General features: G+C 62.2%; 25 protein-coding genes. 19 read left to right on the plus strand and 6 right to left on the minus strand.

From position 1 onward, the window contains the following. Positions 1–10: 10 nt before the first annotated feature. The 7 genes from H6851_12000 (at position 11) to H6851_12030 (ending at position 6,896) form a co-directional block, all read left to right on the plus strand. Positions 11–382: a response regulator gene (locus H6851_12000; protein MCB9944327.1), complete on the plus strand. Its 372-nt coding sequence runs from the start codon at positions 11–13 to the stop codon at positions 380–382. Then, positions 379–1,599: a chemotaxis-specific protein-glutamate methyltransferase CheB gene (gene cheB, locus H6851_12005; protein ID MCB9944328.1), complete on the plus strand. Its 1,221-nt coding sequence runs from the start codon at positions 379–381 to the stop codon at positions 1,597–1,599. The genes H6851_12000 and cheB overlap by 4 nt, the downstream gene beginning before the upstream one ends. Beyond that, positions 1,589–2,500: a protein-glutamate O-methyltransferase CheR gene (locus tag H6851_12010; GenBank protein MCB9944329.1), complete on the plus strand. Its 912-nt coding sequence runs from the start codon at positions 1,589–1,591 to the stop codon at positions 2,498–2,500. Before cheB ends, H6851_12010 begins: the two co-directional genes overlap by 11 nt. A gap of 126 nt (positions 2,501–2,626) precedes the next feature. Beyond that, positions 2,627–3,904 (plus strand): four-carbon acid sugar kinase family protein, encoded by a 1,278-nt coding sequence (locus H6851_12015; GenBank protein MCB9944330.1) that lies wholly within the window; start codon positions 2,627–2,629, stop codon positions 3,902–3,904. Beyond that, positions 3,901–4,533, plus strand: coding sequence for an aldolase (locus H6851_12020; protein MCB9944331.1), 633 nt, complete (start codon positions 3,901–3,903; stop codon positions 4,531–4,533). Before H6851_12015 ends, H6851_12020 begins: the two co-directional genes overlap by 4 nt. 116 nt (positions 4,534–4,649) lie before the next feature. Continuing rightward, positions 4,650–5,852 carry an acyl-CoA dehydrogenase gene (locus H6851_12025; GenBank protein MCB9944332.1) on the plus strand — a complete coding sequence of 401 codons (1,203 nt, stop codon included), beginning with the start codon at positions 4,650–4,652 and terminating at the stop codon, positions 5,850–5,852. Between the two features lie 99 nt (positions 5,853–5,951). Further along, positions 5,952–6,896, plus strand: a complete 945-nt coding sequence (locus H6851_12030) for a serine protease (GenBank protein ID MCB9944333.1) — start codon at positions 5,952–5,954, stop codon at positions 6,894–6,896. Positions 6,897–6,915: 19 nt separating this feature from the next. Here H6851_12030 and H6851_12035 read toward each other — a convergent pair whose 3' ends face one another. Further along, positions 6,916–7,653 (minus strand): hypothetical protein, encoded by a 738-nt coding sequence (locus H6851_12035; GenBank protein ID MCB9944334.1) that lies wholly within the window; start codon positions 7,651–7,653, stop codon positions 6,916–6,918. Positions 7,654–7,852: 199 nt separating this feature from the next. On the opposite strand from H6851_12035, the gene H6851_12040 reads away from it, so the two are divergent. From H6851_12040 to msrA, 3 genes are all read left to right on the plus strand, one after another. Then, positions 7,853–8,890: an aromatic ring-hydroxylating dioxygenase subunit alpha gene (locus H6851_12040; protein MCB9944335.1), complete on the plus strand. Its 1,038-nt coding sequence runs from the start codon at positions 7,853–7,855 to the stop codon at positions 8,888–8,890. A gap of 109 nt (positions 8,891–8,999) precedes the next feature. Then, on the plus strand, positions 9,000–9,455 hold the full coding sequence (msrB, locus tag H6851_12045) for a peptide-methionine (R)-S-oxide reductase MsrB (GenBank protein MCB9944336.1): 456 nt from the start codon (positions 9,000–9,002) through the stop codon (positions 9,453–9,455). Next, complete coding sequence (gene msrA, locus H6851_12050) at positions 9,448–9,954, plus strand: peptide-methionine (S)-S-oxide reductase MsrA (protein MCB9944337.1); 507 nt, start codon at positions 9,448–9,450, stop codon at positions 9,952–9,954. Before msrB ends, msrA begins: the two co-directional genes overlap by 8 nt. 108 nt (positions 9,955–10,062) lie before the next feature. Here the strand turns inward: msrA and genX are convergent, their stop codons facing one another. Continuing rightward, complete coding sequence (genX, locus tag H6851_12055) at positions 10,063–11,109, minus strand: EF-P lysine aminoacylase GenX (protein ID MCB9944338.1); 1,047 nt, start codon at positions 11,107–11,109, stop codon at positions 10,063–10,065. Positions 11,110–11,241: 132 nt separating this feature from the next. Between genX and efp the strand changes: the two genes are divergently transcribed. Together efp and H6851_12065 are read left to right on the plus strand one after the other, a co-directional pair. Then, positions 11,242–11,811 carry an elongation factor P gene (efp, locus tag H6851_12060; protein MCB9944339.1) on the plus strand — a complete coding sequence of 190 codons (570 nt, stop codon included), beginning with the start codon at positions 11,242–11,244 and terminating at the stop codon, positions 11,809–11,811. Positions 11,812–12,091: 280 nt separating this feature from the next. Beyond that, positions 12,092–13,180, plus strand: coding sequence for a metal-dependent hydrolase (locus H6851_12065; GenBank protein ID MCB9944340.1), 1,089 nt, complete (start codon positions 12,092–12,094; stop codon positions 13,178–13,180). A 12-nt stretch (positions 13,181–13,192) separates the two neighbouring features. Here the strand turns inward: H6851_12065 and H6851_12070 are convergent, their stop codons facing one another. Genes H6851_12070 through H6851_12080 form a run of 3 tightly spaced genes read right to left on the minus strand, consistent with a single transcriptional unit; the run spans position 13,193 to position 14,459 of the window. Then, positions 13,193–13,840: a nitrile hydratase subunit alpha gene (locus H6851_12070; protein ID MCB9944341.1), complete on the minus strand. Its 648-nt coding sequence runs from the start codon at positions 13,838–13,840 to the stop codon at positions 13,193–13,195. Next, the gene (locus tag H6851_12075) at positions 13,837–14,130 is read right to left on the minus strand and encodes a nitrile hydratase subunit beta (protein MCB9944342.1); all 294 of its coding nucleotides are present in this window, start codon (positions 14,128–14,130) and stop codon (positions 13,837–13,839) included. Before H6851_12075 ends, H6851_12070 begins: the two co-directional genes overlap by 4 nt. 32 nt (positions 14,131–14,162) lie before the next feature. Further along, entirely contained in the window at positions 14,163–14,459 is a 297-nt protein-coding gene (locus H6851_12080) for a nitrile hydratase subunit beta (protein ID MCB9944343.1), read from the minus strand. 363 nt (positions 14,460–14,822) lie between these two features. Between H6851_12080 and H6851_12085 the strand changes: the two genes are divergently transcribed. The 4 genes from H6851_12085 (at position 14,823) to H6851_12100 (ending at position 20,866) form a co-directional block, all read left to right on the plus strand. Continuing rightward, positions 14,823–15,956 (plus strand): flagellar motor protein MotA, encoded by a 1,134-nt coding sequence (locus H6851_12085; GenBank protein ID MCB9944344.1) that lies wholly within the window; start codon positions 14,823–14,825, stop codon positions 15,954–15,956. A gap of 4 nt (positions 15,957–15,960) precedes the next feature. Further along, the gene (locus H6851_12090) at positions 15,961–17,256 is read left to right on the plus strand and encodes a peptidoglycan -binding protein (GenBank protein ID MCB9944345.1); all 1,296 of its coding nucleotides are present in this window, start codon (positions 15,961–15,963) and stop codon (positions 17,254–17,256) included. 192 nt (positions 17,257–17,448) lie between these two features. Next, on the plus strand, positions 17,449–17,862 hold the full coding sequence (locus tag H6851_12095; protein MCB9944346.1) for a hypothetical protein: 414 nt from the start codon (positions 17,449–17,451) through the stop codon (positions 17,860–17,862). Positions 17,863–17,884: 22 nt separating this feature from the next. Beyond that, the gene (locus H6851_12100) at positions 17,885–20,866 is read left to right on the plus strand and encodes an OmpA family protein (protein ID MCB9944347.1); all 2,982 of its coding nucleotides are present in this window, start codon (positions 17,885–17,887) and stop codon (positions 20,864–20,866) included. A gap of 73 nt (positions 20,867–20,939) precedes the next feature. On the opposite strand, the gene H6851_12105 is transcribed toward H6851_12100, so the two are convergent. After that, complete coding sequence (locus H6851_12105; protein ID MCB9944348.1) at positions 20,940–22,742, minus strand: ATP-binding cassette domain-containing protein; 1,803 nt, start codon at positions 22,740–22,742, stop codon at positions 20,940–20,942. Between the two features lie 187 nt (positions 22,743–22,929). Between H6851_12105 and rpmE the strand changes: the two genes are divergently transcribed. From rpmE to H6851_12120, 3 genes are all read left to right on the plus strand, one after another. Further along, complete coding sequence (gene rpmE, locus H6851_12110) at positions 22,930–23,154, plus strand: 50S ribosomal protein L31 (GenBank protein MCB9944349.1); 225 nt, start codon at positions 22,930–22,932, stop codon at positions 23,152–23,154. A gap of 31 nt (positions 23,155–23,185) precedes the next feature. Then, positions 23,186–23,311, plus strand: a complete 126-nt coding sequence (gene rpmJ, locus H6851_12115) for a 50S ribosomal protein L36 (GenBank protein ID MCB9944350.1) — start codon at positions 23,186–23,188, stop codon at positions 23,309–23,311. Positions 23,312–23,531: 220 nt separating this feature from the next. Continuing rightward, a complete protein-coding gene (locus tag H6851_12120; GenBank protein ID MCB9944351.1) occupies positions 23,532–24,179 on the plus strand; it encodes a TetR/AcrR family transcriptional regulator in 648 nt (215 codons plus the stop codon). Positions 24,180–24,192 lie beyond the last annotated feature (13 nt).

A 24,192-nucleotide genomic window follows, 5' to 3' on the forward strand; every position in this document is an offset into this window, starting at 1 on the left:
GAACCAGTCAATGTCCAATTGTATCATCGTCGATGATTCGGCTACCGTCCGGCATGTCGTCCGTCGAATGCTCGACTCGATGGGGCTCGAAGTCGAGGAGGCGGAAGATGGCCAGCGGGCCCTGGATGCCTGCAGGAAGAGAATGCCGGATCTGATCCTGCTGGACTGGAACATGCCGGTCATGGATGGCCTCACCTTTCTCAAGCATCTTCGAAGGTTGCCTGCCGGTCAGCAACCCAAGGTCATTTTCTGCACGACGGTCAACGACCTGCCGCATATCGAGGAGGCCCTCGATGCCGGTGCGGACGAATACATCATGAAACCGTTCGACGAAGCCATCATACGCGCAAAACTGCACCAGACGGGCTTCCTCGAAGCATGACCGGCATCGCCGAGGCCAGTCAGCGGTACCGGATCCTGATTGTCGACGACTCCATGGTGGCCCGCAGTGCCATGCGTCAGGTCATGGAAAGGGCCGGGCTGGCGTCGACGCTCGATATTGCCGTTGACGGGCAGCATGCACTGCGCACGGTCGCCCGCATGGCGATGAAGGGGACGCCTGTCGAAATCGTGCTGCTCGACATCGAGATGCCGGTCATGGATGGTTTGGCGGCATTGCCCAGGATTCTCGAGGTTGCCCCTGCGCCAAGGGTGATCATGTCATCGGTACTGACCCGTCGTGGCGCTGCGGTGAGCATGCAGGCCATTACGCTTGGAGCCAGTGACTATCTTTGCAAGCCCACATCGCAGGAGGGGTTGTATGGCGAACAGTTCCAGTCGGAACTGATAGAAAAGGTTCATTGCTGGGGACGTCTCGCCAGGCGTGCCGCCTCCGAAGTTCTGAACCCGAAAACAGCTGCGTCGACGGTTCGGCCCGTTGCTTCAGGCAGCGCGCCATCGTCGGGTGCGGCCGGGTCTGCTCAAGGTGCGCGAGCGTCGCTTGCCAGGATGCCGGACAAGCAGCCGGTGGATACCCCGGGGCTGCGGGCGCGGCCGGATATCCAGGCTCTGGCGATAGGCTGCTCGACCGGTGGACCTCAGGCCCTGATGTCGATCTTTCGCGGAGAAACGCTTTCGCTACGGTTGCCGATCTTCCTCACCCAGCACATGCCGCCGACCTTCACCACGATCCTGTCCGAACAGTTGTCGCGGGTGGCCGCACGCGATTGCCATGAAGGGATCGATGGGGAACTGGTCAAGCCGGACACGATCTATGTCGCTCCGGGTGACCGGCACATGCTGATCGAGAGAAAGTCGCCGGATGAGGTTCGTATCCGGCTCGATGACGGTCCACCCCGGAATTTCTGCCGGCCCGCGGTCGATCCCATGCTCGAGAGCCTCGTTGTCGCTTATGGTGCGAGGCTCTGTGCGGTCATACTCACCGGTATGGGGCACGATGGCCTGGACGGCTGCCGGTCTGTTCATGGGGCCGGAGGTGTCGTCGTCGCCCAGGATGCGGAGACCAGCGTGGTCTGGGGAATGCCCGGTGCAGTCGCCAGGCAGGGACTGGCCGATGCGGTTCTTCCGCTTGACACCATACCCGGGCAACTCATCCAATTGCTTGGCCCCAAGTCAAAAGAGCGCCGTCGTGCATCATAATGAACTTCTCTACCTGGCCGATCTCGTCAAGCAGCAGTCGGGCATTCAGGTTTCGGCCGACAAGGCCTACCTGTTCGAGAGCAGGCTGCTGCCGATCGCACGCCAGTTCGGGTATGCAACGATCAGTGATCTGGTGCAAAGGGTGCGCGGGTCCGGTGATCCCGCGATCATTGAGGCCATCATCGAAGCCATGACGACCAACGAGTCGTTCTTCTTCCGCGATCAGCATCCGTTCGACCGGTTCGGCGACTTCATGCTGCCCGAGCTGAAAAAGGCCCGTGGTGGCGAACGGCAGCTTCGCATCTGGTCGGCAGCAGCGTCGACCGGCCAGGAACCGTACTCCTTGAGCATGTGTGTCGAGGAAGCCGGATCGGAGTACCGGACCTGGCGTGTCGAAATCCTCGCCACCGACATTTCGGGTGAGGCGCTGGATCGGGCACGCGAGGGCATCTATTCGCAATTCGAGGTTCAGCGCGGTCTGCCCGTGCAGATGCTGGTCAAGTATTTCGACCAGAATGGTGCGCGATGGCGCATCAAGGATTCGCTCAGGAAGCGGATCGAGTTCCGCCGTCACAATCTTGTCGGGAACAATCGCTCTCTGGGGCTGTTCGACATCATCTTCATTCGCAATGTCCTGATCTATTTCGACATGGACACCAAGCGCCGAATTCTCAACGATGTCGCAGCCATGTTGCGCGATCCGGGATTCGTGGTTCTGGGAGGGACGGAATCCGTTCTCGGTGTTACCAGCGAACTGAAGGCCGTCGAAGGAAAGCGCGGCATCTTCGTCCGCAATGCCGTTCAGCAGGAAAGGCGCGCCCGCCCGGGCGAAAGGGCTGCCGATGTGTCGGGTGCTCCCGACACATCGAAGATCGACCGAAGGATTGCCTTCCAGCGCTGACCTCAGGAAGACCTGCCAGCAATCCCGTGCGAAAATGCCGGCCCGCCGTTAGCGGTGAGCGTTTGACTGGATATCTTCCGTAGTTCAGGATCATGCGCAGGGTTCAATCGGCGGGGAAGCGCGATCATGGCAGTGGTGCTCGGCAGTATCGCCGACGATTTCACGGGGGCCACCGATCTCTGCAATACTCTCGTGCGTCAGGGTATGCGTACGGTTCAGTTGATCGGTGTTCCGGACGAGGGGACGGAGGTTCCCGATGCTGATGCGGTGACCATTGCGCTGAAATCCCGCACCGTACCGGCCGGGGACGCGGTCGCCCAGTCGCTTGCCGCACTCTCATGGCTGAGGTCACGGGGAGCCCGCCAGATCCTGTTCAAGTACTGCTCGACCTTCGATAGCACCGACAAGGGGAATATCGGTCCGGTTGCCGATGCATTGCTTGAGACACTGGCCGATGAACCGGGTTCGGGCATGACGGTGGCCTGTCCTGCCTTTCCGGAGACCGGCCGGACAATCTACAACGGTTACCTGTTCATCGGTGAGGCCCTGCTTTCCGAGACGCATATGCGCCACCATCCACTCACGCCGATGACCGACTCCAGCCTGGTGCGCGTGCTGCAGTCGCAGACATCCGGAAAGGTCGGTCTGGTTCCGCATCGGGTGGTCGCGCAGGGACCGGCGGCGGTGCGAGACCGGCTGGCCGCCATGGAGACGGATGGATATCGCCATGCCATCCTCGATGCCATCGCCGACGATGACCTCATGGTGCTTGGCGAGGCGCTGGCCGATCGGGTGCTCATCACCGGCGGCTCCGGCATCGCCATGGGGCTGCCGCGCAACTATCGAAGGGCGGGGCTGATCGGCGAGGGGGGCGAGGCAGCCGCCTTGCCGCCGGTCGCGGGACGCGAACTGGTTCTTGCCGGCTCCTGCTCGGCTGCCACGTTGGCCCAGATCGAAGACATGCGCCGGTCTCGCCCTGCGTTGCAACTGACGCCGGATCAACTCGCCAGCGGCTATGATCCCGAAGAAGCTGCGAAATGGGCGCTCGAGCGGATGTCCGACGGGCCGGTGCTGATCTATGCCAGTGCCGAAAGCGGCGAGGTCGCGCGTGCTCAGGAGAGGTTCGGCCGCGAGCGGGCCGGACAACTGGTCGAGGATGCACTGGCGGCCATCGCGCGCATTGGCGTCGACCACGGGGTCGGCCGTCTCGTGGTGGCAGGGGGCGAGACGTCGGGGGCCGTCATCCAGGCGCTCGGCATCACCGGTCTGCGCATCGGGCCGCAGATCGATCCCGGTGTTCCGGCCTGCGTTACCACGGGCGACCGCACCTTGGCGGTTGCGCTGAAATCGGGAAATTTCGGCGGATCCGATTTTCTCACCCGAGCCTTTGCGGTGATGCCATGAACGAAACGAAAGCGAGGGACGAGATTGCGCGTATCGGCCGTTCGATCTTCGATCGCGGTCTCACCATGGGGAGCTCCGGCAATATCTCCGTACGTATTGACGATGGCTGGCTGATGACGCCCACTGGCGCCACGCTGGGAAACCTGGACCCTTCCCGTATCGCCAGGCTGGATCTCGAAGGACGCCATATCAGCGGCGACAAGCCGACCAAGGAAACGTTTCTCCATCTGGGAATGTATCGACATCGCGAAGATGCCCGAGCCGTGGTGCATCTGCATTCGACTCATTCGGTTGCCGTCAGTTGCCTCGCTGATATCGATGCCCGCGATGTCATCCCACCCATCACGGCGTATTATGTCATGCGTGTCGGGACACTGCCCCTGGTGCCCTATTATCGGCCCGGGGACCCGGCCCTGGGGCCGGCTGTTGAGAAGCTGGCCGGCAAGCATCATGCGGTACTGCTTGCCAATCATGGACCCGTGGTCGCCGGCAGTTCACTCGACAATGCGGCATTCGCCATGGAGGAGCTCGAGGAAACGGCCAAACTCTACCTTCTGCTACACGGTCGGCCGATCCGCGCGCTTTCTGCCGAACAGGTGGCCGAGTTGAGGGCTGTTTCTTCGAACTGAACCGGTTATGATCCTGACCTGAACCGCATGTTTCATCCACTCGCCGGGTCCGTGAGACCCTGTTGCGGCCGGCGAGTCCGAAAGGAGTGACAATAGGCATGAATGCCGTTGCCCAGATGGCCGATGGTGCCGCTTCCGCCAAACTGTCCGCGTTCGACTGGTCGGACCCGTTCCTGTTGACGCAGGAGCTGACGGAAGAGGAACGTCTCGTTCAGCAGGCGGCGCAGGATTATTGCCAGAACCAGCTCATGCCGAAGATCCTCGAAGCTCACCGCAACGAGACCTTCGACCGTTCGATCTTCAATGCCTTCGGTGAACTCGGGTTCATCGGTGTGACCATCCCGGAGGAGTATGGCGGTGCCGGTGCCTCCTACGTGACCTACGGCCTGGTCGCCCGGGAGATCGAGCGGGTCGACTCCGGTTACCGCTCGGCCATGAGCGTGCAGTCGTCGCTGGTGATGTACCCCATCCATGCCTATGGCAGCGAGGAGCAGCGCAGGCGCTGGCTACCCGGTCTGGCAAAGGGGGAGCTCGTGGGCTGTTTCGGCCTCACCGAGCCGGATCACGGTTCGGATGCGGGCGGCATGCGGACCCGGGCACGCAAGGTCGACGGCGGCTATCGCCTGTCCGGGGCCAAGAACTGGATCACCAACGCGCCGATCGCCGATGTTCTCGTGGTGTGGGCCAAGGATGAGGAAGGCGTCATTCGCGGCTTCGTGCTCGAACGGGGCATGGAAGGACTGGTGACCCCCAAGATCGAGGGCAAGTTCTCGTTGCGGGCATCGATCACCGGCATGATCATGATGGACGATGTGTTCGTGCCCGATGAAAACCTGTTGCCTGCCGTGCGCGGGCTGAAGGGGCCGTTCGGCTGCCTGAACCGTGCGCGTTTCGGCATCGCGTGGGGTTCGATGGGAGCGGCCGAGTTCTGCTGGCACGCTGCGAGGCAATACACACTGGATCGCAGGCAGTTCGGCCGGCCGCTTGCCGCCAACCAGCTCATTCAGAAGAAACTCGCCGATATGCAAACGGAGATCGCGCTGGGTCTCAATGCGGCGCTGCGCGTCGGCCGGATGCTCGACGAAGGGCAGGCGGCGCCCGAGACCATTTCGCTGATCAAGCGCAACAATTGCGGCAAGGCCCTGGACATCGCCCGCACGGCTCGCGACATGCACGGGGGTAATGGCATTTCCGATGAGTATCACGTCATTCGCCACGTCCTGAATCTTGAGGCCGTGAACACCTATGAAGGAACCCACGATGTTCACGCGCTCATCCTTGGTCGTGCGCAAACCGGTATCCAGGCGTTTACGGGGTAAGGGAAAGCGGTTGCCCGTCATTCCTCGCCATGCCTCGACGATCACGTCTCCAGAGTTTTGAGTTCACCCGATCGGAAAGCCCGTCCCTTGATCCCGCGAATGTTGCAACCCGATCTGAAGACATATGGATACGATCTCGAAGCACGGCTGGGCAGCGTGCTGAGGCTGCATTCGCAGATCCCGCCTGACGCCTTCACCGCGGCTGCCCTGGGCACCGAACGTGAAGGTACGGGCATATTGATCGGCGATCGCGGGATCGTCCTCACCATCGGCTATCTGATCAATGAAGCGGAACAGATCTGGCTCACCACGCATACCGGGCTCGTCGTTCCGGGTCACGCCCTCGCCTATGATTTTGTCACGGGCTTCGGGATCGTCCAGGCGCTGGGCAATCTCGGTTGCCCGGTGATGCCGCTCGGTTCCTCGGCGATGACGGGAATAGGCAGCGAATTGGTCATCGCCGCCGGTGTCGGTATCGAGCGGGCCATGCGCACGCGGCTGATCGGCAAGCGCGAGTTTGCCGGATACTGGGAATATCTCCTTGATGAGGCATTCTTCGTGATGCCTGCCCATCCGGCCTGGGGCGGGGCGGCCGTCATCGGCCCCGAGGGCGATCTCGTCGGCATCGGATCGCTGCTCGTGCAGGTGGGGCAGGACGAGTCCTCGACGGAGGACAGCAACATGGTCGTGCCCATCGATCTTCTCACACCGATCCTGGATGACCTTGTCGGCAGGGGACGCACGGTGAAGCCGCCGCGCCCCTGGGTCGGTATCTATGCCACCGAGGGCGAGACGGGAGTGCGGGCGAACAACATCGCTCCGCATGGCCCGGCGGAAAGGGCGGGTATCGAACAGGGCGACATCATCGTCGCCGTCGACGATGTTCCTGTCGGCGACCTTGCCGATTTCTACCGGCAGCTCTGGTCACGCGGGGATGCCGGAGTGCTGGTCGAACTCACCATCCTTCGGGAAGGGCAGCGACGGCGAATGAAGCTGGAGACGGCCAACCGGGAAGATCTGCTGCGACGCCCGCGGCTGCACTGACAAGGGCGGATCGGGTCATTCACCCGACGGGCGTCCGGTGATTGTCGGCAGCGGATTCGGCGGGTTCGTTCGCCGTCTCGCTCCGGATCTCGTCGATCCGGAGATTGGTGGCATAGGTTAGAAATTCCTGATGCGACGTATGCATCAGGGGTGAAGATACGTCGTGTTCGGCGAATGGCATCAACCCGTCGATGCATGGATCGCATCGGTTGAACGTCCTTGCCAGCACCTCCACCGCATGGGTCTGTACTCCGGGGTCGGGGACCATCGCCGTGAACCGGCATTCGTGATGCCTGAACGCGAGGGCCTGGGTCAGGTGGCTGATCGTTTCGATGATCGTGTCTTCCGCGCCCGCCTCGCCCGCAAGATGGATGTCGATCATGCTGACCTGTCCGCCGACCAGTCGCGATGGCGGCATGCAGGCAATCGACTCCAGTCCGCAAAAGGATGGAAATCCGCCGGAATACCATAAGTCACCTCGGCGAATATCCTCGAAGAGGTCATCCGAAGGGAGCCGGGTGACGGCAACCGCCGCAATGCCGCCACCGTCCGACCGCTCGAACCGCAGCCAGAACTGGTTGCGGCCGTTGCGCCGGTTGACCGGTGGCAAGGGGAACGTGCGCCGTATTGCAAAGCGATCGCAGACTGCCGTGAAGACAGTGGCGTCGCGCAGCAATGTCAGGCCGATGGTCTCCGAGGCGAGACGGTCGAGCATCTGTTCGATGACGCCCTGCAACAATCCGCGGCCTTCCGACATTGCCGATACCTCTCGTAAAACGCGAATATAACTCGGATAAACTAAATTATTAGTTGAATAATATCAAGATATATCCACTTGCATGTCCCATTCCCGTCGCTTCGGGCGTTCGTGGTTCCTTGCTGTTGTGGCGCTGCCGGCCAGATTGAATAAGATGGATCGTGACTGGTGAGCCATACTGGTGTGGGAGGTCGACGAAATGACATATGTTCGCAACAGCTGGTATGCGATTGCCTGGACGCGCGAGGTGGAGGGAAGTCTGGTCGCGCGGCGGATCATGGGCGAGCCCGTGGTCCTGTATCGTACCGCGGCCGGCGATCCCGTAGCGCTGGAGGACAGATGTCCGCACCGGTTCCTGCCCCTGTCGATGGGGCAGCGTAGCGGCGATCATGTCGTCTGCGGCTACCATGGCATGACCTTCGGCCGTGACGGCCGCTGTGTGCGCGTACCGGGCCAGGACACGGTGCCGCCGTCGGCTAGGGTTCGCTCCTACCCGGTACGCGATCATATGGGGCTGGTGTGGATATGGCCGGGCGATCCGGACCTTGCCGGATGCACCCCCCTGTTCGATCTGCCGCAATATGACGATCCCGATTGGGAAGTCGTGCACGGGGAGGCGCTGCATGTGCGGGCGGACTATCTGGCGCTGGCCGAGAATCTCTGCGATCCGGCGCATGTCGCCTTCGTCCATCAGTCCACGCTTGGCAACAAGGCTCACGAGGATGTGCCGATCGAGGTGGAGATCGAAGGTGATCGCGTCGTCACCACCCGCTGGACACTGGATGCCGAACCGATACCGTTGTTCAGGAAACTCGATCGATTCAAAGGGAACATCGACCGCTGGCAGATCTATATCTTCGATGCGCCCAACACGTCGGTCATCGACTTCGGTGGAGCGGATGCGGGGACCGGCGCACCCGAGGGTAATCGCGACGATTGTGTCTGGATGTTCGCGTGTCACTTTCTGACACCCGTCGATCATAACGAGGCAGTCGACCACTGGCTTGTGGTGAAGAACTACAAGGCGACGTCGCCCGACCGGAACGAGGCGCTCAAGGAGCAGCTGCGCATGGCATTCGCCGAGGACAAGGCCGTGCTTGAGGCGATCCAGCGTGAGGAGGAGAGGTTGCCCGACAGGCGTCCCCTGCGTATCGCCGTCGACAAGGGGGCCGTGATGATGCGGCGGATTGTCGAGCGGCTCGCGGAGGGCGATGACCGGTCGGTCGCGGCAAAGTGAGTTTGATGTATGACCTGTTGGTACCACAATCGTGGTTGCACATGGAAAACGCACCGTTTGTCGCCATCCAGGAAGTCATGACCCATACGAACCGGGGGAACGGATATCCATGAAGGTTTATGCCAGAACCGACGAGGCGGTGCGCGCGCTGACACCCGAGCAGTATCGCGTGACCCAGCAGAACGGCACCGAACGACCGGGAACGGGTGAATATCTGCACAACAAGGAGCCGGGCATCTACGTGGATATCGTCTCCGGCGAGCCCTTGTTCCTGTCCTCTGACAAATATGAATCGGGTTGTGGATGGCCGAGTTTCACAAGACCGGTCGAACCGGCGAATATCAATGAAAGGCGCGATACCACGCATGGCATGATTCGCACCGAGGTTCGCTCGATGCATGGCGACAGCCATCTCGGGCATGTCTTCCCCGACGGGCCGATGGACCGTGGCGGCTTGCGCTACTGCATCAATTCCGCATCCTTGCGTTTCATCCACCACGATGACATGCAGGCTGAAGGCTATGGGGCCTATCTCGACCAGCTGGGGAATATCGACCATGCCTGAACGCGCCGTTCTCGCCGGGGGCTGCTTCTGGGGAATGCAGGACCTGGTCCGCCGACTCGATGGAGTCGAACGCACCCGTGTCGGCTATACCGGCGGTGATGTGGAGAATGCCACCTACCGCAACCATGGAACCCATGCCGAGGGCATCGAGATCATCTTCGATCCCGCGCGAATGGATTACCGGCGGTTGCTGGAATATTTCTTCCAGATCCACGATCCGACAACCTTGAATCGCCAGGGCAACGATATCGGTCTCTCCTATCGCTCGGCAATCTACTACACGAGCGAGGAACAAAGGCGGGTGGCGGAAGAAACCATCGCCGACGTCGAGGCATCCGGCCTCTGGCCCGGACGGGTGGTCACCGAGGTTGTGCCGGTCGGCGATTTCTGGGAGGCGGAGGCGGAGCATCAGGACTACCTGCTGCGCTATCCCGCTGGCTACACATGTCATTTCCCGCGGGCTGACTGGGTCCTGCCCGAACGTGGCGAGGCGGCCTGAGCAACGATCACGGTCAGACCGTTCTCGCCGGTGCAGGGCGGTCCGTACGGGGAAGATCCGGCGGGCGGCCATCGCTGAGCGCTGATATTCCCGATGGGCCTGTTTTCTTCAGGTCGATGAAAGTCCACCGAACGGGGTTGGTGCCCAGATGACCTGTTCGATCTGGCGTGCGCCCGTGACGGCCATCACCAGCCGGTCGAAACCGAGGGCGATGCCGCTGGCTTCCGGCATGGTCGCCAGTGCTTCGATGAAGTCCTCATCGATGGGATATCGCTCGCCGTAGAGTTTCTCCTTCTCATCCATGTCGGCGGCAAACCGCCGGCGCTGCTCCACCGGGTCGGTGAGCTCGCCGAAGCCGTTGGCGAGTTCCATTCCCGCCGCATAGAGTTCGAAGCGTTCGGCAAGGCGCGGGTCGTCCGCTTTCGCCCGGGCGAGGGCGGCTTCGCTCAGAGGGTAGTCGATGAGGAAGGTGGGGCGATCATGGCCCAGGTTCGGCTCGATCCGCTCCACCAGGACACGACTGAAGATATCCGACCAGCTATCGTCATCGCCCGTACGGACGTTGCAGCAACGGGCAGCTTTTCGGAAAGCGGGAATATCGCTGACGGCGAAAAGATCGATGCCGGCGAATTTCATCAGGGCATCGGCGACACTCAGCCGTTCGAAGGGACGTATGAGCGGGATGTCGATTCCTGCCACCTGGAGCTGGTTGCGGCCCAGCGCTTGTGCCGAACGGCAGAGTATCTCCTCGCAATCGGTCATCAGGACATCATGGCTTTCCCGCGCGCGATACCATTCCAGCATGGTGAATTCCGGATGGTGGCGACTGCCCAGCTCGCGGTTCCGAAAGCAGCGGGCGAAGGTGAACAGGCGTTGCTCACCGGCCGCCAGAAGTTTCTTCATGGCGAATTCCGGCGATGTGTGCAGGTAGAGATGCCCCCGACCGCGCCCGGCAGTATCCAGCAGTTCGGTACGAAAGGCGTGAAGATGAATTTCGTTGCCGGGTGAAATCTGCAGGATGGGTGTTTCCACCTCGATGAAACCTTCACCCTCGAAATAATCACGCAATGTGCGCAGGATCGACTGCCGGTCGATCAGGAATGGCCGGCGATCGGCGTGGCGATGGGAATGCCACCAGGGACTCGGTCGGGTCATCTTGTCGTCATTCTCCCGCGCGTGAGGGCATCGGCATGCGCTTGGACTGGACCCCCGCGCCGGCAGGGGCTAAAGGAAGCGCCATCCGTCGGGCTCCCCCGTTCACGCAAGACCTGAAGAAAGCAAGCTTATATGGCCAAAGTGATCGCCAGCGCACTGCGCAAGGGCAATGTTGTCGATATCGAGGGCAAGCTCTATGTCGTGCTGGTCGCCAACAACATCCATCCCGGCAAGGGTACACCCGTGACGCAGCTCGACCTGCGCCGGATTGCGGATGGCGTCAAGATCTCCGAGCGGTACAGGACGACCGAGCAGGTGGAACGGGCCTTCGTCGAGGAGAAGACGCACAACTTCCTGTATGCTGACGGTGACGGGTACCATTTCATGAACCCGGAGAGTTACGAGCAGGTAACCGTTCCCGAAGATGTCATAGGCGATGGTGCTCCGTTCCTGACCGATGGCGCCGAGGTCCAGATCAGCCTGCATGAGGGGAATGCCATCGCGCTCCAGTTGCCGCAGCGCGTCGTGCTCGAGATCACCGAGACCGAGCCGGTGGTCAAGGGGCAGACGGCATCGTCGTCCTACAAGCCGGCCATGCTCTCCAACGGCGTTCGCACGATGGTTCCGCCGCACATCCAGGTCGGCACGCGCGTTGTCATCATGACCGAGGATGCTTCCTACGTCGAACGCGCCAAGGACTGAACGGGACCGCGTTCTCTCCATGGAGGTGCCGGAAGGTCGCCGCCTAGAAGACGTCTCCGGTTTGTCTTGTTCCAGCCGTGGCGATTTCGGCCTGTTGTAGCGGTTGAGGCGCACCGTCGGGAGAAACGCCTGCCGGCGTACCGTTCTTCACCGGATTTGCTGGATTTACATCCCGCATCGGATAGAGATCGTCCGATCTGTCAAATTCCTGTCGGAACAAAAGGGGTGAAGACGGTCGGGCGTGACGGGGTCACGGTTCACCGGTTCTTCGGGCGGTCACATGGACTCTGTTTCTCAGGCGGTTCTCGGGTCATCCCTGACGCTGGCCGTGATCGGCGACAAGCTGGGACCGAGGCGCTCGGTCATCTTCGGGGCGGTGCTGGGCACACTGCCGGATCTGGACGTGCTGGTGCCGTTGCACGACGCTGTGGATCGTTTCGTGTTGCACCGCAGCGTGACCCACTCCCTCATCATGCATCTGATGATCACGCCGATTCTGGTCGAACCCCTCCGGTTGTGGTTCATCAAGTCGGTGTCGGCATGGCGTCTTTATCTGGTTGTATTCCTTGTCCTGTCGACCCATGCATTGCTCGATGCCCTGACGATCTATGGAACCCAGCTTTTCTGGCCCGTATCGCGTCACCCCTATGGAACGGGCTCGATTTTCATCATCGACCCGCTTTATACGCTGCCGCTCCTCGCGGCCTCGGTGCTGGCGCTCATGCGAAGAACGTTCTCGGCCACCTTGCGCCGCGCAACGCTGGGAGCGCTGGCGGTGAGTACGGCCTATCTGGGGTGGAGCCTGATGGCCCAGAACGTGGCCCATGCCCGGGCGCTTCGCCAGTTCGACCAGGCAGGCATCCGCGTCCGGATGGCACTGGCGACACCAACGCCTTTCAACACGCTCTACTGGCGCGTGATCGGAATCGACGGCGAGCGCTACTTCAATATCTATCTGCCTCTTCTGGACAGTGACGATGGCGGCATGATCTACGAACACCGGCGTCTGGCCATCGACACTGATTGCCTGACGGGGAACGATGCCGCCCGCAAGCTGGAAGCCTTTTCGAAAGGCTACTTCATGACCGACGTCGAAGGTGACGATGTGCATCTGGCCGACCTGCGCATGGGGTTGCCAACCGGATATGTTTTCGACTTCGACATTGGCAGGATCGCGGATGGCGAGGTCCTGGAGATCGAGCCGCAGCGGATCCGGCACCGGTTTTCGGCCGAGGGCGACCTCGGGTGGCTGTTGGCCGGCATTACCGGCGATGACAGGATTCGTCCCGCCGAAAGCGATGCGCTGATCGGCCTTTCGCCGATCGTCCCACGGGACACCAGCCGCACGACGGATTGTCCATCTGATTGACGTGGGCCGGATTCAATTCCCGGTCACCTCGGGAACGGCAGTACCCACCATGCAGTCGCGGGTGACGATGGCCGCCAGTTCCTCCTCGCTCCATCCGTCGGTACCCGAGGGGCGGCGGGGCAGGACGAGATAGCGCATGTCCGCCGTGCTGTCATGAACACGAACCTCGATGTCATCGGCAATCTCAAGGCCGAATTCGCGCAGGACCGCCCGGGGTTCGCGCACGGCTCTCGAACGGTAGTCCCTTGCCTTGTACCAGTCCGGCGGCAGGCCGATGAGCATCCGCGGGTAGCATGAGCACAATGTGCAGACGACGAGCTGATGGACCTTGTCGGTGCTCTCGACGGCCCTGATGGGAATGCCGCCGGTGTCGATGTCCAGTTCGCGGGCTGCCGCATTGACATCATCCAGCAGGCGAGACCTGAAAGCCGGATCGACCCATGCGCGGGCGACCACCCTCGCGCCGGCAGCCGGTGAGCGGCTGTCGATGTCCTCGACGGTCCGTCGCAATTCGTCACCGGAGATGATGCCCTTGTTCTGCAACAGGGCAGCCACGGCTTCGGTGAGGGCCATGTGATAGGTCAGCGGGGCATCCTCGATGTCCGGCTGGCGGGGATGCGGATGGTCGTTGCCGGCACCATGAACGTGACCATGGCTCATGCAATCGGCTCCAGCCAGTGCTCATAGATATCGGCAACCAGCGTGTCGTCCTCCTTGCCGTCATAGTCGGCCCAGAGTTCGGACTGGCGGAAACTGATGCGGTAAAGCGGCTGCAGCGGTTCGCCGTCGCCTCCATAGGCCAGGCTCTCCGGATTGCCGAAAGTGCCCAGGACCTGCACCACCCTGCCCGATTTGCCGCGGGTGAACCACGGTGTGCGGACATGGCCGGGCGGCGTGAGCGGCTTGACACGGACGGTTGCCCCCGGGTCGAAACGTGGCTTGTCGGACATGTGACGTCATCCCTCTTGTTATTGCCCCCTTGTCAAAGGCGCGCGGCCCGGTCATGCCGCTGCCTCGCAACCTCTATCGCCTCACCGAGTTCGCTGACGCCGATGATGCGCTTTTCGAGAAGGTTGTTGGTGATCGATGTGATCCAGCGCTCGTAATAGCTCATCTCGTCATAGGCCCCCGGGCCGATTTCCTCGATCCCGCGGCGCAATTCGTCAACGGTCATGATTCCCTTGGCCGATACCAGTCGCAAGATGGCGTCGACCTTCTTTTCCCATGGAGCATGGTCATGCTCGTCGATCGAGATGGCTCCGGCATCGAGGCCGCCCATGTCGTGATGCCGTCGGTTCACCCTGGTCCTCCAGTCCGATTCGAGGCGTATTTGTTAATGAAGTCTAGGCTACAATACGGATCGATCAAGAGGTGAGGTTGTCCTGTCACCGCTGGACATTGTCCGCAGCGACTGTTGCCTGGTCTCCTCATGGCGTGCCGAACAGGTTTCGTGGCTGCCGGCGAGGGGAAAAAGGGCTTGTCCGGGGTGCGGGAAGAACCTGTTCTGCCTCCTTGACGTACCGATGCGACATGATTTCAAATGGATTATCGCCAATGCGCGAATTGTTACTGGCGAAATTAGCGCTTTACGTTATCTATTCGCCAATTGAACGGTGACCATGGATCTGCGAGAACTGGCCAGATGACCAATCCACAACGGTATATCAACCGTGTGCTCCTCTTCCTTGTTCTGGCCGCGATCGTCGTCGGTGCCATCCACGAGATCGTCTGGCGGGCCTTCATGCACAATCCGGCGCTCAACGGGCTCATCATGGGCGTGTTGCTGCTGGGCATATTGTATGCTGTCCGCCGGATCCTGCAGCTCAAGCCGGAGGTTCGCTGGATCGAGGCGTTCCAGACATCGGGCGCAGGCTTTGCCGTCGAGAGTCCGCCGAAGCTGCTGGCGCCCGTGGCCGGTGCGCTGGGCGAGCGCGAGCGCCGGGGGAGGGCATCGCTTTCGGCGCTGTCGATGCGCTATCTGCTCGACAGCATCAGCGCGCGCCTGGATGAAAGCCGGGACATCACCCGCTACCAGACGGGGCTCCTGATCTTTCTGGGTCTCCTCGGCACCTTCTGGGGACTGCTTGAGACCATCAGTTCGGTCTCGCTGGTGATTTCCGACCTGTCGGTCGGTGGTGGCGACGACATGGTGGGCATGTTCGATGAACTCAAGGCTGGCCTGGCTGCTCCGCTCAGCGGCATGGGAACGGCCTTCAGCTCCTCGCTGTTCGGCCTGGCCGGTTCGCTGGTGCTCGGCTTCATCGACCTGCAGGCATCGCAGGCGCAGAACAATTTCTACAACGAGATGGAGGAGTGGCTTTCGGGCCTGACGCGATTGTCCGGCCATGATTTCGGCTTTGGCCACGACAATGACGACGGTCCGATACCAACCCTGCATCTGCAGGCCATGATGCAACAGACGGCGGAAAACCTCGAAAACCTGCGCGAGACGGTGATCCGTAGCGAGGAGACCCGCGGCCAGCTCAACAACGTCCTCTACAATCTCAGCGAGCGACTGGGGGAGCTCAATCACCGGCTCCAGCGCGAGCACGAGGCGCGATCGCGCGGCGGCGAGGGTACCCCGCATGGCGCTGACCCTGGCGTTGCCGAAGCGACGATGGAGCACATGCGCAATATTGACATGAAGCTTACCCGACTGGTCGATGATCTCGCCTTCGGTCGCGAGGAATCCGTGCGCGAACTGCGCAACGAGATCAAGCTGGTATCGCGAACGATCGCGATCGCTGCCGGCGAGCCCCAGTCGATCCGGGGCTGACGCCGTGGCCCGTACCCGTTCGCGGCGCGATCAGATCGACATATGGCCGGGTTTTGTCGATGCCCTGTCGACCCTGCTCATGGTCATCATCTTCCTTCTGGCCGTATTCATGCTCGGCCAGTTCTTCATGAGCCAGCAGCTCCAGGGGCGCGACAAGGCGGTCGACGACCTGCAGGGAACGGTCGCCGACCTGACCCGCGATCTCGAGCTCGAACGCGAGATGAGCCGGGATCTGCGACGCAGTGTCAGCCGCCTCTCGGCGGATCTGAGTTCCTCGAAGGCGGAAGGGGAGGATCTCGCCCGCCGGCTCGATGAGTCCCAGGGCGAGCGCAACTCGCTGAGCGAGCGTCTGGCGACGGTGCTTTCCGAGCAATCGTTGCTGCAGGAGGATCTGCGGCAACGCAGGGATACCGAACAGGAGAGGACGGCGAGGATTGCCGCGCTCGAGGAAGAGCTCAGTGGCAACAGGGACCAGATTCAGGCCGAACGCGACAAGATCGAGATGCAACTCGCGGAAATGGACCGGTTGCGCGAGGAAATTGCCGATCTCACGGCGGTTCATGCGGAATTGCAGCGACAGATCGATGCATCTGCCGGAGAACTGGCCCAGCGGCAGGCTGCCGAAAGCGATCTCCAGACCGCGCTGGCCGACAGCGAACGCGAAAAGGCCGAAGCGCTGGCGCAGGTCATGGAACTGACCCGGCGCATCAACGGGCTTTCGGTCGAACTTGCCAGCGTCGGTCAGACCCTCGATCAAAAGCAGCAGGAAATCGAGCAGCAATCGGCAACCATCAGCGAGATGGGAGAGAGGCTCAACGAAGCCCTGGCCGACAAGGTGCAGGAACTTTCGCAGTTTCGCTCCGATTTCTTCGGCAAGCTGCGGGGGGTTCTCGGATCGCGGGAAGATGTGCGGATCGTCGGCGACCGTTTCGTCTTCCAGTCCGAGGTGCTGTTCGCTTCGGGCGAGGCCGAAATCGGACCGCGAGGCCGCGAACAGCTTGCAAAGCTTGCCCGGACCCTCAAGGAGCTCGCGGCCCGGATTCCCCCCGATATCCCCTGGGTCCTGCAGGTGGACGGCCATACCGACAAGCGGCCCATCAACACATCGCGCTTTCCGTCGAACTGGGAACTCTCTACGGCGCGGGCCATTTCGGTCGCCCGCTTCCTCATCTCGCAGGGGATTCCCTCGGACCACGTCGCGGCCCGGGGACTTGCGGAGTTCCAGCCGCTGGACGATGGCGAAACCGAGGACGCCTACCGGCGCAATCGCAGGATCGAAATCAAGCTCACCAGCCCTTGAGGTGGTGATGGCGGGATAATTTTCGACGCTCGCCGGTTGCATGGCGATGGGGGCATTTGCAATTCCGCCGGGTTGCGGCAAAGTAAGGGTGTCGCACGGGACTTCGTGACCGGTTGGCACGAAATTCAATTCGATGTTCCGGCTGTTCGCCGAGGGCATCCGGGACTGGCACGCTGAGACGGGGAATGAAGGGTGGCGAATGTTGACAGCCGGGGAATGAACTCCGATTCGAGATTGGCGACACCGTCGGGCGCAAGGGACGATTCACCGCCGTTCGACAGGCTGATCGCCGTCCATCGCCGCAACGGGCGTGGCATGGTCGCCTACGGGATCCTGCTCCTGCTGGCAGGCGTGGCCTTCATCGTCATGGGCTGGAACGGTACCTTGCCGTGGATGGTCGGCCTGATCACCGGGATCATGACCTTCTTTGTCGCGATCTTTCCTTACCGTGAGGCGCTGGAACGCGACGAGCGGATGGAGGGTCTGCAGATCCTTTCCGACGAATGGCATGAACTCACCCGGGGGCGATCGCCTACAACGCAAGAAAAGGATCAGTTCGGCGGTCTTCTTCATAGATTGTATTCTTCCGACAAGAGCGTGGGCTAGGCTGGAAACGATGGCGAACAGAGTGAGCGAACTGGAACATCATCTGCGGCAATGGGAATCCAAGAACCGCAAGCGTACGGCGCTTGTGACGCTGGCTCCGGTTGCCGCGGCACTGGGGCTTTCCTGGTATGCCTACAATCGGGTGGAAACCGTCGAGACCGGTCTGGACGATGCGCTGATGACCTTGCAGGTGCCGGCAGATGCGACCGGCGATGGCTCCATGCGGGACAAGCTCGGCGCGTTCACCCAGGTCAGCAACGAACTCCACCAGTTGCGTGGATCGCAGGCGTCGTTCGACGAGGCCCGCGCCAGTTTCGAAAGTCAGATCGCCGATCTGGCCCGGGCTCGCGATGAAGCGCTGGCACAGGCGCAATCGGCGCAGGAGGCGGCCAGCGCCGATGCCGATGCGCTTCGCGGCGAAGCCGAAAGGACACGTGCCGATCTTCAGGGCAGGATCGAAAGTCTGGCGGCGGCGCGGGATGAAGCGCAGGCCCAGCTGGAAGGGACCGCCGCGGCGCGCGACGAGGCTGCGCAGGCGCTCGATCGCCTGCGCAGCGATGCCGAACAGCGCATTGCCGGGTTGACGGAGCAGGTTGCTGCCCGCGAACAGGAGAAGGATGCCGCGGTCCAGCTTCTCGGTGACGCGCTCGAAAAGGCGACGGCGCGTTCCGATGAGCTGGAAAGGCAGGTGGTTGCGCGCGAAGAGGAGAAAAATGCAGCGGTGGCGCTGCTCGGCAATGCGCTTGACCAGGCCAATACCCGCAACGGTGAGCTCGAAGGCGAAGTCCGGCAGACGGTTTCGGATCAAGGTGAAGCCCAGGCGACCATCGGGAAGCTGACCTCGGCGCTGGCACTTGCCGGATCGAAGCAGGCATCCGCCGATCTTGAGCTGCGGGAGCTCCGGGAGACGCTCCAGAGTGCCCGGACCGAAGTCGAAGCGCGCACGGGCGAACTCGAACAGGCCAGGTCACAGCTTGAGGAACTTCAGCGTGACTACGGTTTGAGCCAGGAAGAGATCAACAAGCGTACGGAAGCCAGCACTGCTGCCGTAGATGACGCGAATGCAACCATCCAGCGTTTGACCTCCGAACTGGCCGTGGCCGGTTCCCGCGTCGCGGCGGCCGACGCCCGCGCAAGGGAGCTCGAACAGGTCCAGGGTGATGCTGAAGCCCGGATCGGCGAACAGGTCGCCGCCGCGTCCGAGGCTCAGGCCGCTCTTCAGGATCTGACCGCGCAGCGCGATCAGCTGGAGGAGCAGGTGACAGCGTTGAAGGCCGGCATGGAGGCCGAAGGCAGCGAGGCGCAGAACCGGATCGCGAACCTGATCTCGCAGCTTTCCGTGGCCGGTTCCAGGGTGGCCGCGCTGGAGCAGGAACTGGCCAGGGCCCATGAGTCCGCAGCGGTGGTGGAAGCTGGTGCCGGTGACGAGCTGACCGCGGCACGCGCCGACGTGGAAAGGCTCACCGATGACCTGGCTCTTTCGGTGACAAAGGTCGCGAAGCTGGAAGGGCAACTGGCCAAGGCGAGCGAGGTGAGTGCAGCCGACAGGACCGAGGCCAGGGGGATTGTCGAGAAGCTTACGAATGCGCTGGCGCTGGCCGGCTCCAAGGTGGCCGCGCTGGAAGGACGCATGCAGGGCGCGGAGCAGGAGGCGGGCGAGGCGGCGGCCACTGTCGATGGCCTGAAACAGCAGCTCGTCGAGGCGGAACAGGCCAATGTCCGGTTGCGCGAGGATGTTCAGGCTGCCGGGAACAGTCTCGCGCAGCAAAGTTCCCAGACTGACGAATTCCGGGAGCAGGTAGACGTCCTCAATGGCAAGCTGGAGGAAGCCCGGAGCAAGCTTGCCGATGACGATCAACTGCGCGGCAGGGTCGATGAACTGACTGCGCAACTCGCCACCAGAGCGGAAGAGCTTGCGCAAAGCCAAGCGGTCGCGGACGAATTGCGCGCGCAGGGGGAGGAAGCGGCCGCTTCCGTTGCCGATTTGAAGAAGCAGATCGCCGGCCTCGAAGCGGAGCAGCAGGACAAGACCGCTGCGTTGCAGGCTGAGCTCGAGCAGGCGCAGGGACGTGTCAGCGAGCTTGAAAAGGCTGTGGACGAGGCGGGGAGCAAAGCTGCCGCAGCTGCGGAAGCCGCAAGGCAGTCGGCCGAAAGCGAGCTCGCCGAGGCCCGCTTGGCGTTGGCCGATGCCAGGGCGAATGACGAGCAGGCAAGCCAGCGCGTCAGTGAATTGGAAGGCGCTGCACAGAAGGTGGCCGATCTGGAGGAACGCCTGTCGCAGGCCCAGTCCGTAATCGCCCAACAGGCCCTGGCCAGGGATGAGGCGACGGCCGAAGTCAGCCGCCTGCAGGGTGAACTTGCCAATTCCATGTCGGCAGCCGAAGCGACCCGGGGTCAACTCGATGAGGCGAACGCTTCACTTGAGGAAGCTCGTGCCCAGATTGCGACCCTTGAGGATCAGGAAGCTACCGTTGAACGCATCCAGTCGCAACTGGCGCAAAGCCAGGCTCCGGTCGAGGGTGCCGAGGCTTCTGCCGATGCGGCGGTAGCCCGTGACGGGGCCGTGCTCACGGAGATACTCGGGAACATTTCCGGTTCGGATGATGTCAATCTTGCGGCGGGCGGCAAGCTCGCGCTGGATTCGAGCGTTCTTTTCGCGTCCGGGCAGGCTGATCTGAGCGACGCGGGACGTGCCGAACTCAACAGGATAGCGCCTGAACTCAAGAAGATCGCCGACCAACTGCCCCAGGATCTTCCATGGGCGATCCGTGTCGATGGCCATACCGACAACCAGCCGCTGAGTGGTCGTGGCCGTTATCGCTCGAACTGGGAGTTGTCGGCTGCCAGGGCGGCATCGGTGGTGCGCTATCTCATCGACTGGGGAATTCCGGCTGATCGCATTATTGCCGCCGGCTTCGCGGATACCCAGCCGATTGCTGCCGGAAACAGCGCGGAAGCCCGTGCGAAGAACAGGCGTATCGAGATCAGGCTTACCGCGCGCTGAGATCGCCGCATGCTGCTGTCTGGAGAGTGAAGGAGTTTGCCGTTCGGGTATCCCTGCCTGAACGGCAATGTCTTCAGGCAGCCCGGATGTCGCGGAACTGGAGGCGTGCCAGCCGGGCGTAGAGACCGCCACGGGCTTCGAGCTCGCTGTGCCGGCCGGTCTCGACGATGCGCCCTTGGTCCATGACGATGATCCGGTCCGCCCGTTGTACTGTCGCCAGCCGATGCGCGATGATGATGCTGGTGCGGCCGGCCATGAGCCTTTCGAGGGCATCCTGCACCTGGCGCTCGTTCTCGGCATCGAGAGCGCTGGTCGCCTCGTCGAGCAGCAAGAGGGCGGGATCGCGCAGGAGGGCCCGGGCGATGGCAATACGCTGACGCTGCCCGCCGGAAAGGCGCACGCCCTTCTCGCCGAGGAAGCTGTCCAGGCCGTCGGGAAGCGCTTCGAGGAAATCGAGGGCCGCCGCAGCTCGCGCCGCATCCCTGACTTCGGCATCGCTGGCCTGCGGGCGTCCGTAGCGAATATTGTCCAGGGCGTTGGCGGAAAATATGACGGGTTCCTGTGGTACGAGCCCTATGCGGCTTCGATAGGCGCTCGGGTCGAAGTGTTCGACGGGAATTCCGTCGAACAGGATGCGTCCCCTTTGCGGATCGTAGAAACGCATCAGAAGCTGGAAGATGCTGGTCTTGCCCGCACCGGACGGGCCCACCAGTGCCACTGTCTCTCCCGGCTCGATGGCCAGATCGATGTTTTCGAGAATGGCGCGATCGGGATGGGAAGGATAGGCGAAGTCGACATTCTCGATGCGCACGGTGCCCTTGGGCCGGTCCGGTACCCGCACGGGGTCGGCCGGAGCCCTGATTGCGGACTGCGCCTGAAGCAGCTCGAACAGGCGCTCGGTGGCACCGGCCGCACGCTGAAGATCGCCGAAGATGTCGCTCAACCCGCCGAAGGCGCTGGCCACGATGGTTGCATAGAAAACGAAGGATGACAGCTGTCCGGCCGAAATGCGCCCGGCAAGGACATCGAGTCCGCCGATCCACAAGACACCGACGACGGCACCGAAGACAAGGGTGATGACGATGGCAGCCATCATGGCCCGGGCCCATGCACGGGCCGCCGCTGCCCGGAACGCGTCCTCGCTGGAGCGTTCGAAGGTGGTGGTCTCCCGCTCTTCCTGCGCGAAGGCCTGCACCGTACGCACGGCGTTGATCGTTTCCTCGGCCTGGCTGCTGACTTCGGCGATCTTGTCCTGTGAAACACGCGACAAGGCCCTGACCTGCCGGCCGAACAGGACGATCGGCACCACGACGAGTGGCACCGCCAGCAACACGATGCCGGAGAGCTTGGGGTTGGACCAGACGAGCAGGGTCACGCCGCCGACGACCAGCAGGACGTTGCGCAGCGCCTGCGTGACGCTGGCGCCGATGACGGTCTGGATGACCGTGGTGTCGGTGGTGATCCGGGAGAGGACCTCGCCCGTCCGGGTCACCTCGAAAAAGCCCGGCGGCATCCGGATGATGTGGCGATAGACGTCACGGCGCATGTCGGCGACAACCCGTTCGCCGAGCCAGCTCACCAGATAGGAGCGGGTAAAGGTGGCGACTGCCAGAACCGCAATGACGATGAGGACGGCTTCGAGAGCATGGGCCAGCGCCTCGCTGTGGCCTGCGGCGATGCCGCCATCCACCAGGTAGCGCAGGCCGATGCCCAGCGACAGCACTGCCCCTGCGGCGAACACCAGCGCCACCAATGTCAGCACGACGCGACCGGAATAGGGTCGCAGGTAACGCGCCAGCTCCCGGAGCTGGCGGATGTTCCTGCTGCCGCCGCGATCATCGCCGTTCCGGCCCAGCTGTCGCCCCGCTCCTTCCATGGTCGCTTCCTCCTTCTTGCCGATGGTTGCCAAGGACTGACCCGGCGTCGAAAGTCGGCAGGGTGACCGGCTCGAAACCATGGAGAACGACAAGCGGAAAAGTCAATCCCGCCAAGGGTCGTTTGCGCCCTTGAGCTTTCGCTTATGCGCCGCTATATACCGCCCACCTCACGAGGAGGAAAGTTTCGTGAAAAAGGACATCCACCCGGATTACCACGAGATCAATGTGGTGATGACCGACGGTACGACATTCAAGACCCGTTCCACGATGGGCAGCGAGGGAGACACCCTCACGCTCGACGTCGATCCGAAGTCGCATCCCGCCTGGACAGGTGGTGCGATGCAGATTCGCGAGCGTGGGCAGGTCGAAAAGTTCAATCGTCGTTTCCAGAGCTTCCGTCGCAAGAAATAGGCGACGGAGCCACCTGTTTGGAAGAGAGAGCATGAAGGTCCGCAACTCGCTCAAGACCGCCAAGCTGCGCCACAAGGATTGCCGGATGGTGCGTCGCAAGGGGCGTGTCTACATCATCAACAAGAAGGATCCGCGTTTCAAGGCTCGTCAGGGCTGAGGTACGGATCGTCGTGGCCTGATCGCTGCGACCGGAGATCTTGCGAGCGAGCCGGCGCATTCCATGCGGCGGCTTTCTCGTGTTGCGGGTGAGGTTGATTGCTCCCTGCGGGTAATGTCGCCCATCCGGTTGTCGCGATGAGAAGGGCGGCTCATTTCCTTCTCGTGGCAGGAAGCGGAATGGCGTAAGGTTGCTCGATACGAACTGGGGAGATGGTGTCGTGATGAGTACCGCATACGCTTCGCACGCAACTCTGGGTCCGATCAACGCGGTCACAGTTCACCAGCGGCTGCTGGAGGCCCTCAACAGTGTCCTGCTGCGCGCTTGCCTGACCGACGTCGGAATCGAAGATGTCTGCAATGAGGCCGGCATCGACCCGGATACGATCCTGCCCCGGTTTTCAGCGCCCGAAGACTTCTACATCTGGATCCTGCGCGAAGAGGACACCGCCTTTCGCCGTGCGATGCGGGCCCAGGTCGATGAAACCCCATGTCCCAATGAAGAGAAGCTTCTGGCAACTTTCGATCATCTGATTGAATGGTTTGATGACCTGCATTTCTTCGGATGCCCGTTCATCAATATCATGGGAAATATCCGCGACCGGGACAATCCCATCTACCTTGAGGCCGTGCGGCACAAGAGCCAGATGGTGGCGTATTTCGAGGACCTCGCCCGTTTCGGACGCTATGCCCGGCCCAGCGTGATTGCGGAGGAGATCAACCTTCTGCATGAGGGGGCCATTGCCGTCGCCCAGCTTACGGGCAGCAACCATGCAGCACTTCGCGGCAAAAAGATGGCTGCCCGCTTGCTGGCCAACTCGGAAATGGCCGTGGAGCGTCGGCAAGCGAAAATCGCCAGGAAGAAGTGATGTGGCGGTGGGA

Source organism: Geminicoccaceae bacterium (assembly GCA_020638465.1).
In the GTDB taxonomy this organism is placed as follows: Bacteria; Pseudomonadota; Alphaproteobacteria; order Geminicoccales; family Geminicoccaceae; genus JAGREO01.

Excerpts from the sequence above, each read along its gene's own strand:
- H6851_12030 (MCB9944333.1), top strand. The coding sequence starts at position 5,952 with ATGTTGCAACCCGATCTGAAGACATATGGATACGATCTCGAAGCACGG.
- rpmJ (MCB9944350.1), top strand. The coding sequence starts at position 23,186 with ATGAAGGTCCGCAACTCGCTCAAGACCGCCAAGCTGCGCCACAAGGAT.
- msrB (MCB9944336.1), top strand. The coding sequence starts at position 9,000 with ATGAAGGTTTATGCCAGAACCGACGAGGCGGTGCGCGCGCTGACACCC.
- H6851_12035 (MCB9944334.1), bottom strand. The coding sequence starts at position 7,653 with ATGTCGGAAGGCCGCGGATTGTTGCAGGGCGTCATCGAACAGATGCTC.
- H6851_12040 (MCB9944335.1), top strand. The coding sequence starts at position 7,853 with ATGACATATGTTCGCAACAGCTGGTATGCGATTGCCTGGACGCGCGAG.
- efp (MCB9944339.1), top strand. The coding sequence starts at position 11,242 with ATGGCCAAAGTGATCGCCAGCGCACTGCGCAAGGGCAATGTTGTCGAT.
- H6851_12105 (MCB9944348.1), bottom strand. The coding sequence starts at position 22,742 with ATGGAAGGAGCGGGGCGACAGCTGGGCCGGAACGGCGATGATCGCGGC.
- msrA (MCB9944337.1), top strand. The coding sequence starts at position 9,448 with ATGCCTGAACGCGCCGTTCTCGCCGGGGGCTGCTTCTGGGGAATGCAG.
- H6851_12065 (MCB9944340.1), top strand. The coding sequence starts at position 12,092 with ATGGACTCTGTTTCTCAGGCGGTTCTCGGGTCATCCCTGACGCTGGCC.
- H6851_12025 (MCB9944332.1), top strand. The coding sequence starts at position 4,650 with ATGGCCGATGGTGCCGCTTCCGCCAAACTGTCCGCGTTCGACTGGTCG.
- cheB (MCB9944328.1), top strand. The coding sequence starts at position 379 with ATGACCGGCATCGCCGAGGCCAGTCAGCGGTACCGGATCCTGATTGTC.
- H6851_12075 (MCB9944342.1), bottom strand. The coding sequence starts at position 14,130 with ATGTCCGACAAGCCACGTTTCGACCCGGGGGCAACCGTCCGTGTCAAG.
- H6851_12080 (MCB9944343.1), bottom strand. The coding sequence starts at position 14,459 with ATGGGCGGCCTCGATGCCGGAGCCATCTCGATCGACGAGCATGACCAT.
- H6851_12085 (MCB9944344.1), top strand. The coding sequence starts at position 14,823 with ATGACCAATCCACAACGGTATATCAACCGTGTGCTCCTCTTCCTTGTT.
- H6851_12020 (MCB9944331.1), top strand. The coding sequence starts at position 3,901 with ATGAACGAAACGAAAGCGAGGGACGAGATTGCGCGTATCGGCCGTTCG.
- genX (MCB9944338.1), bottom strand. The coding sequence starts at position 11,109 with ATGACCCGACCGAGTCCCTGGTGGCATTCCCATCGCCACGCCGATCGC.
- H6851_12000 (MCB9944327.1), top strand. The coding sequence starts at position 11 with ATGTCCAATTGTATCATCGTCGATGATTCGGCTACCGTCCGGCATGTC.
- H6851_12070 (MCB9944341.1), bottom strand. The coding sequence starts at position 13,840 with ATGAGCCATGGTCACGTTCATGGTGCCGGCAACGACCATCCGCATCCC.
- H6851_12015 (MCB9944330.1), top strand. The coding sequence starts at position 2,627 with ATGGCAGTGGTGCTCGGCAGTATCGCCGACGATTTCACGGGGGCCACC.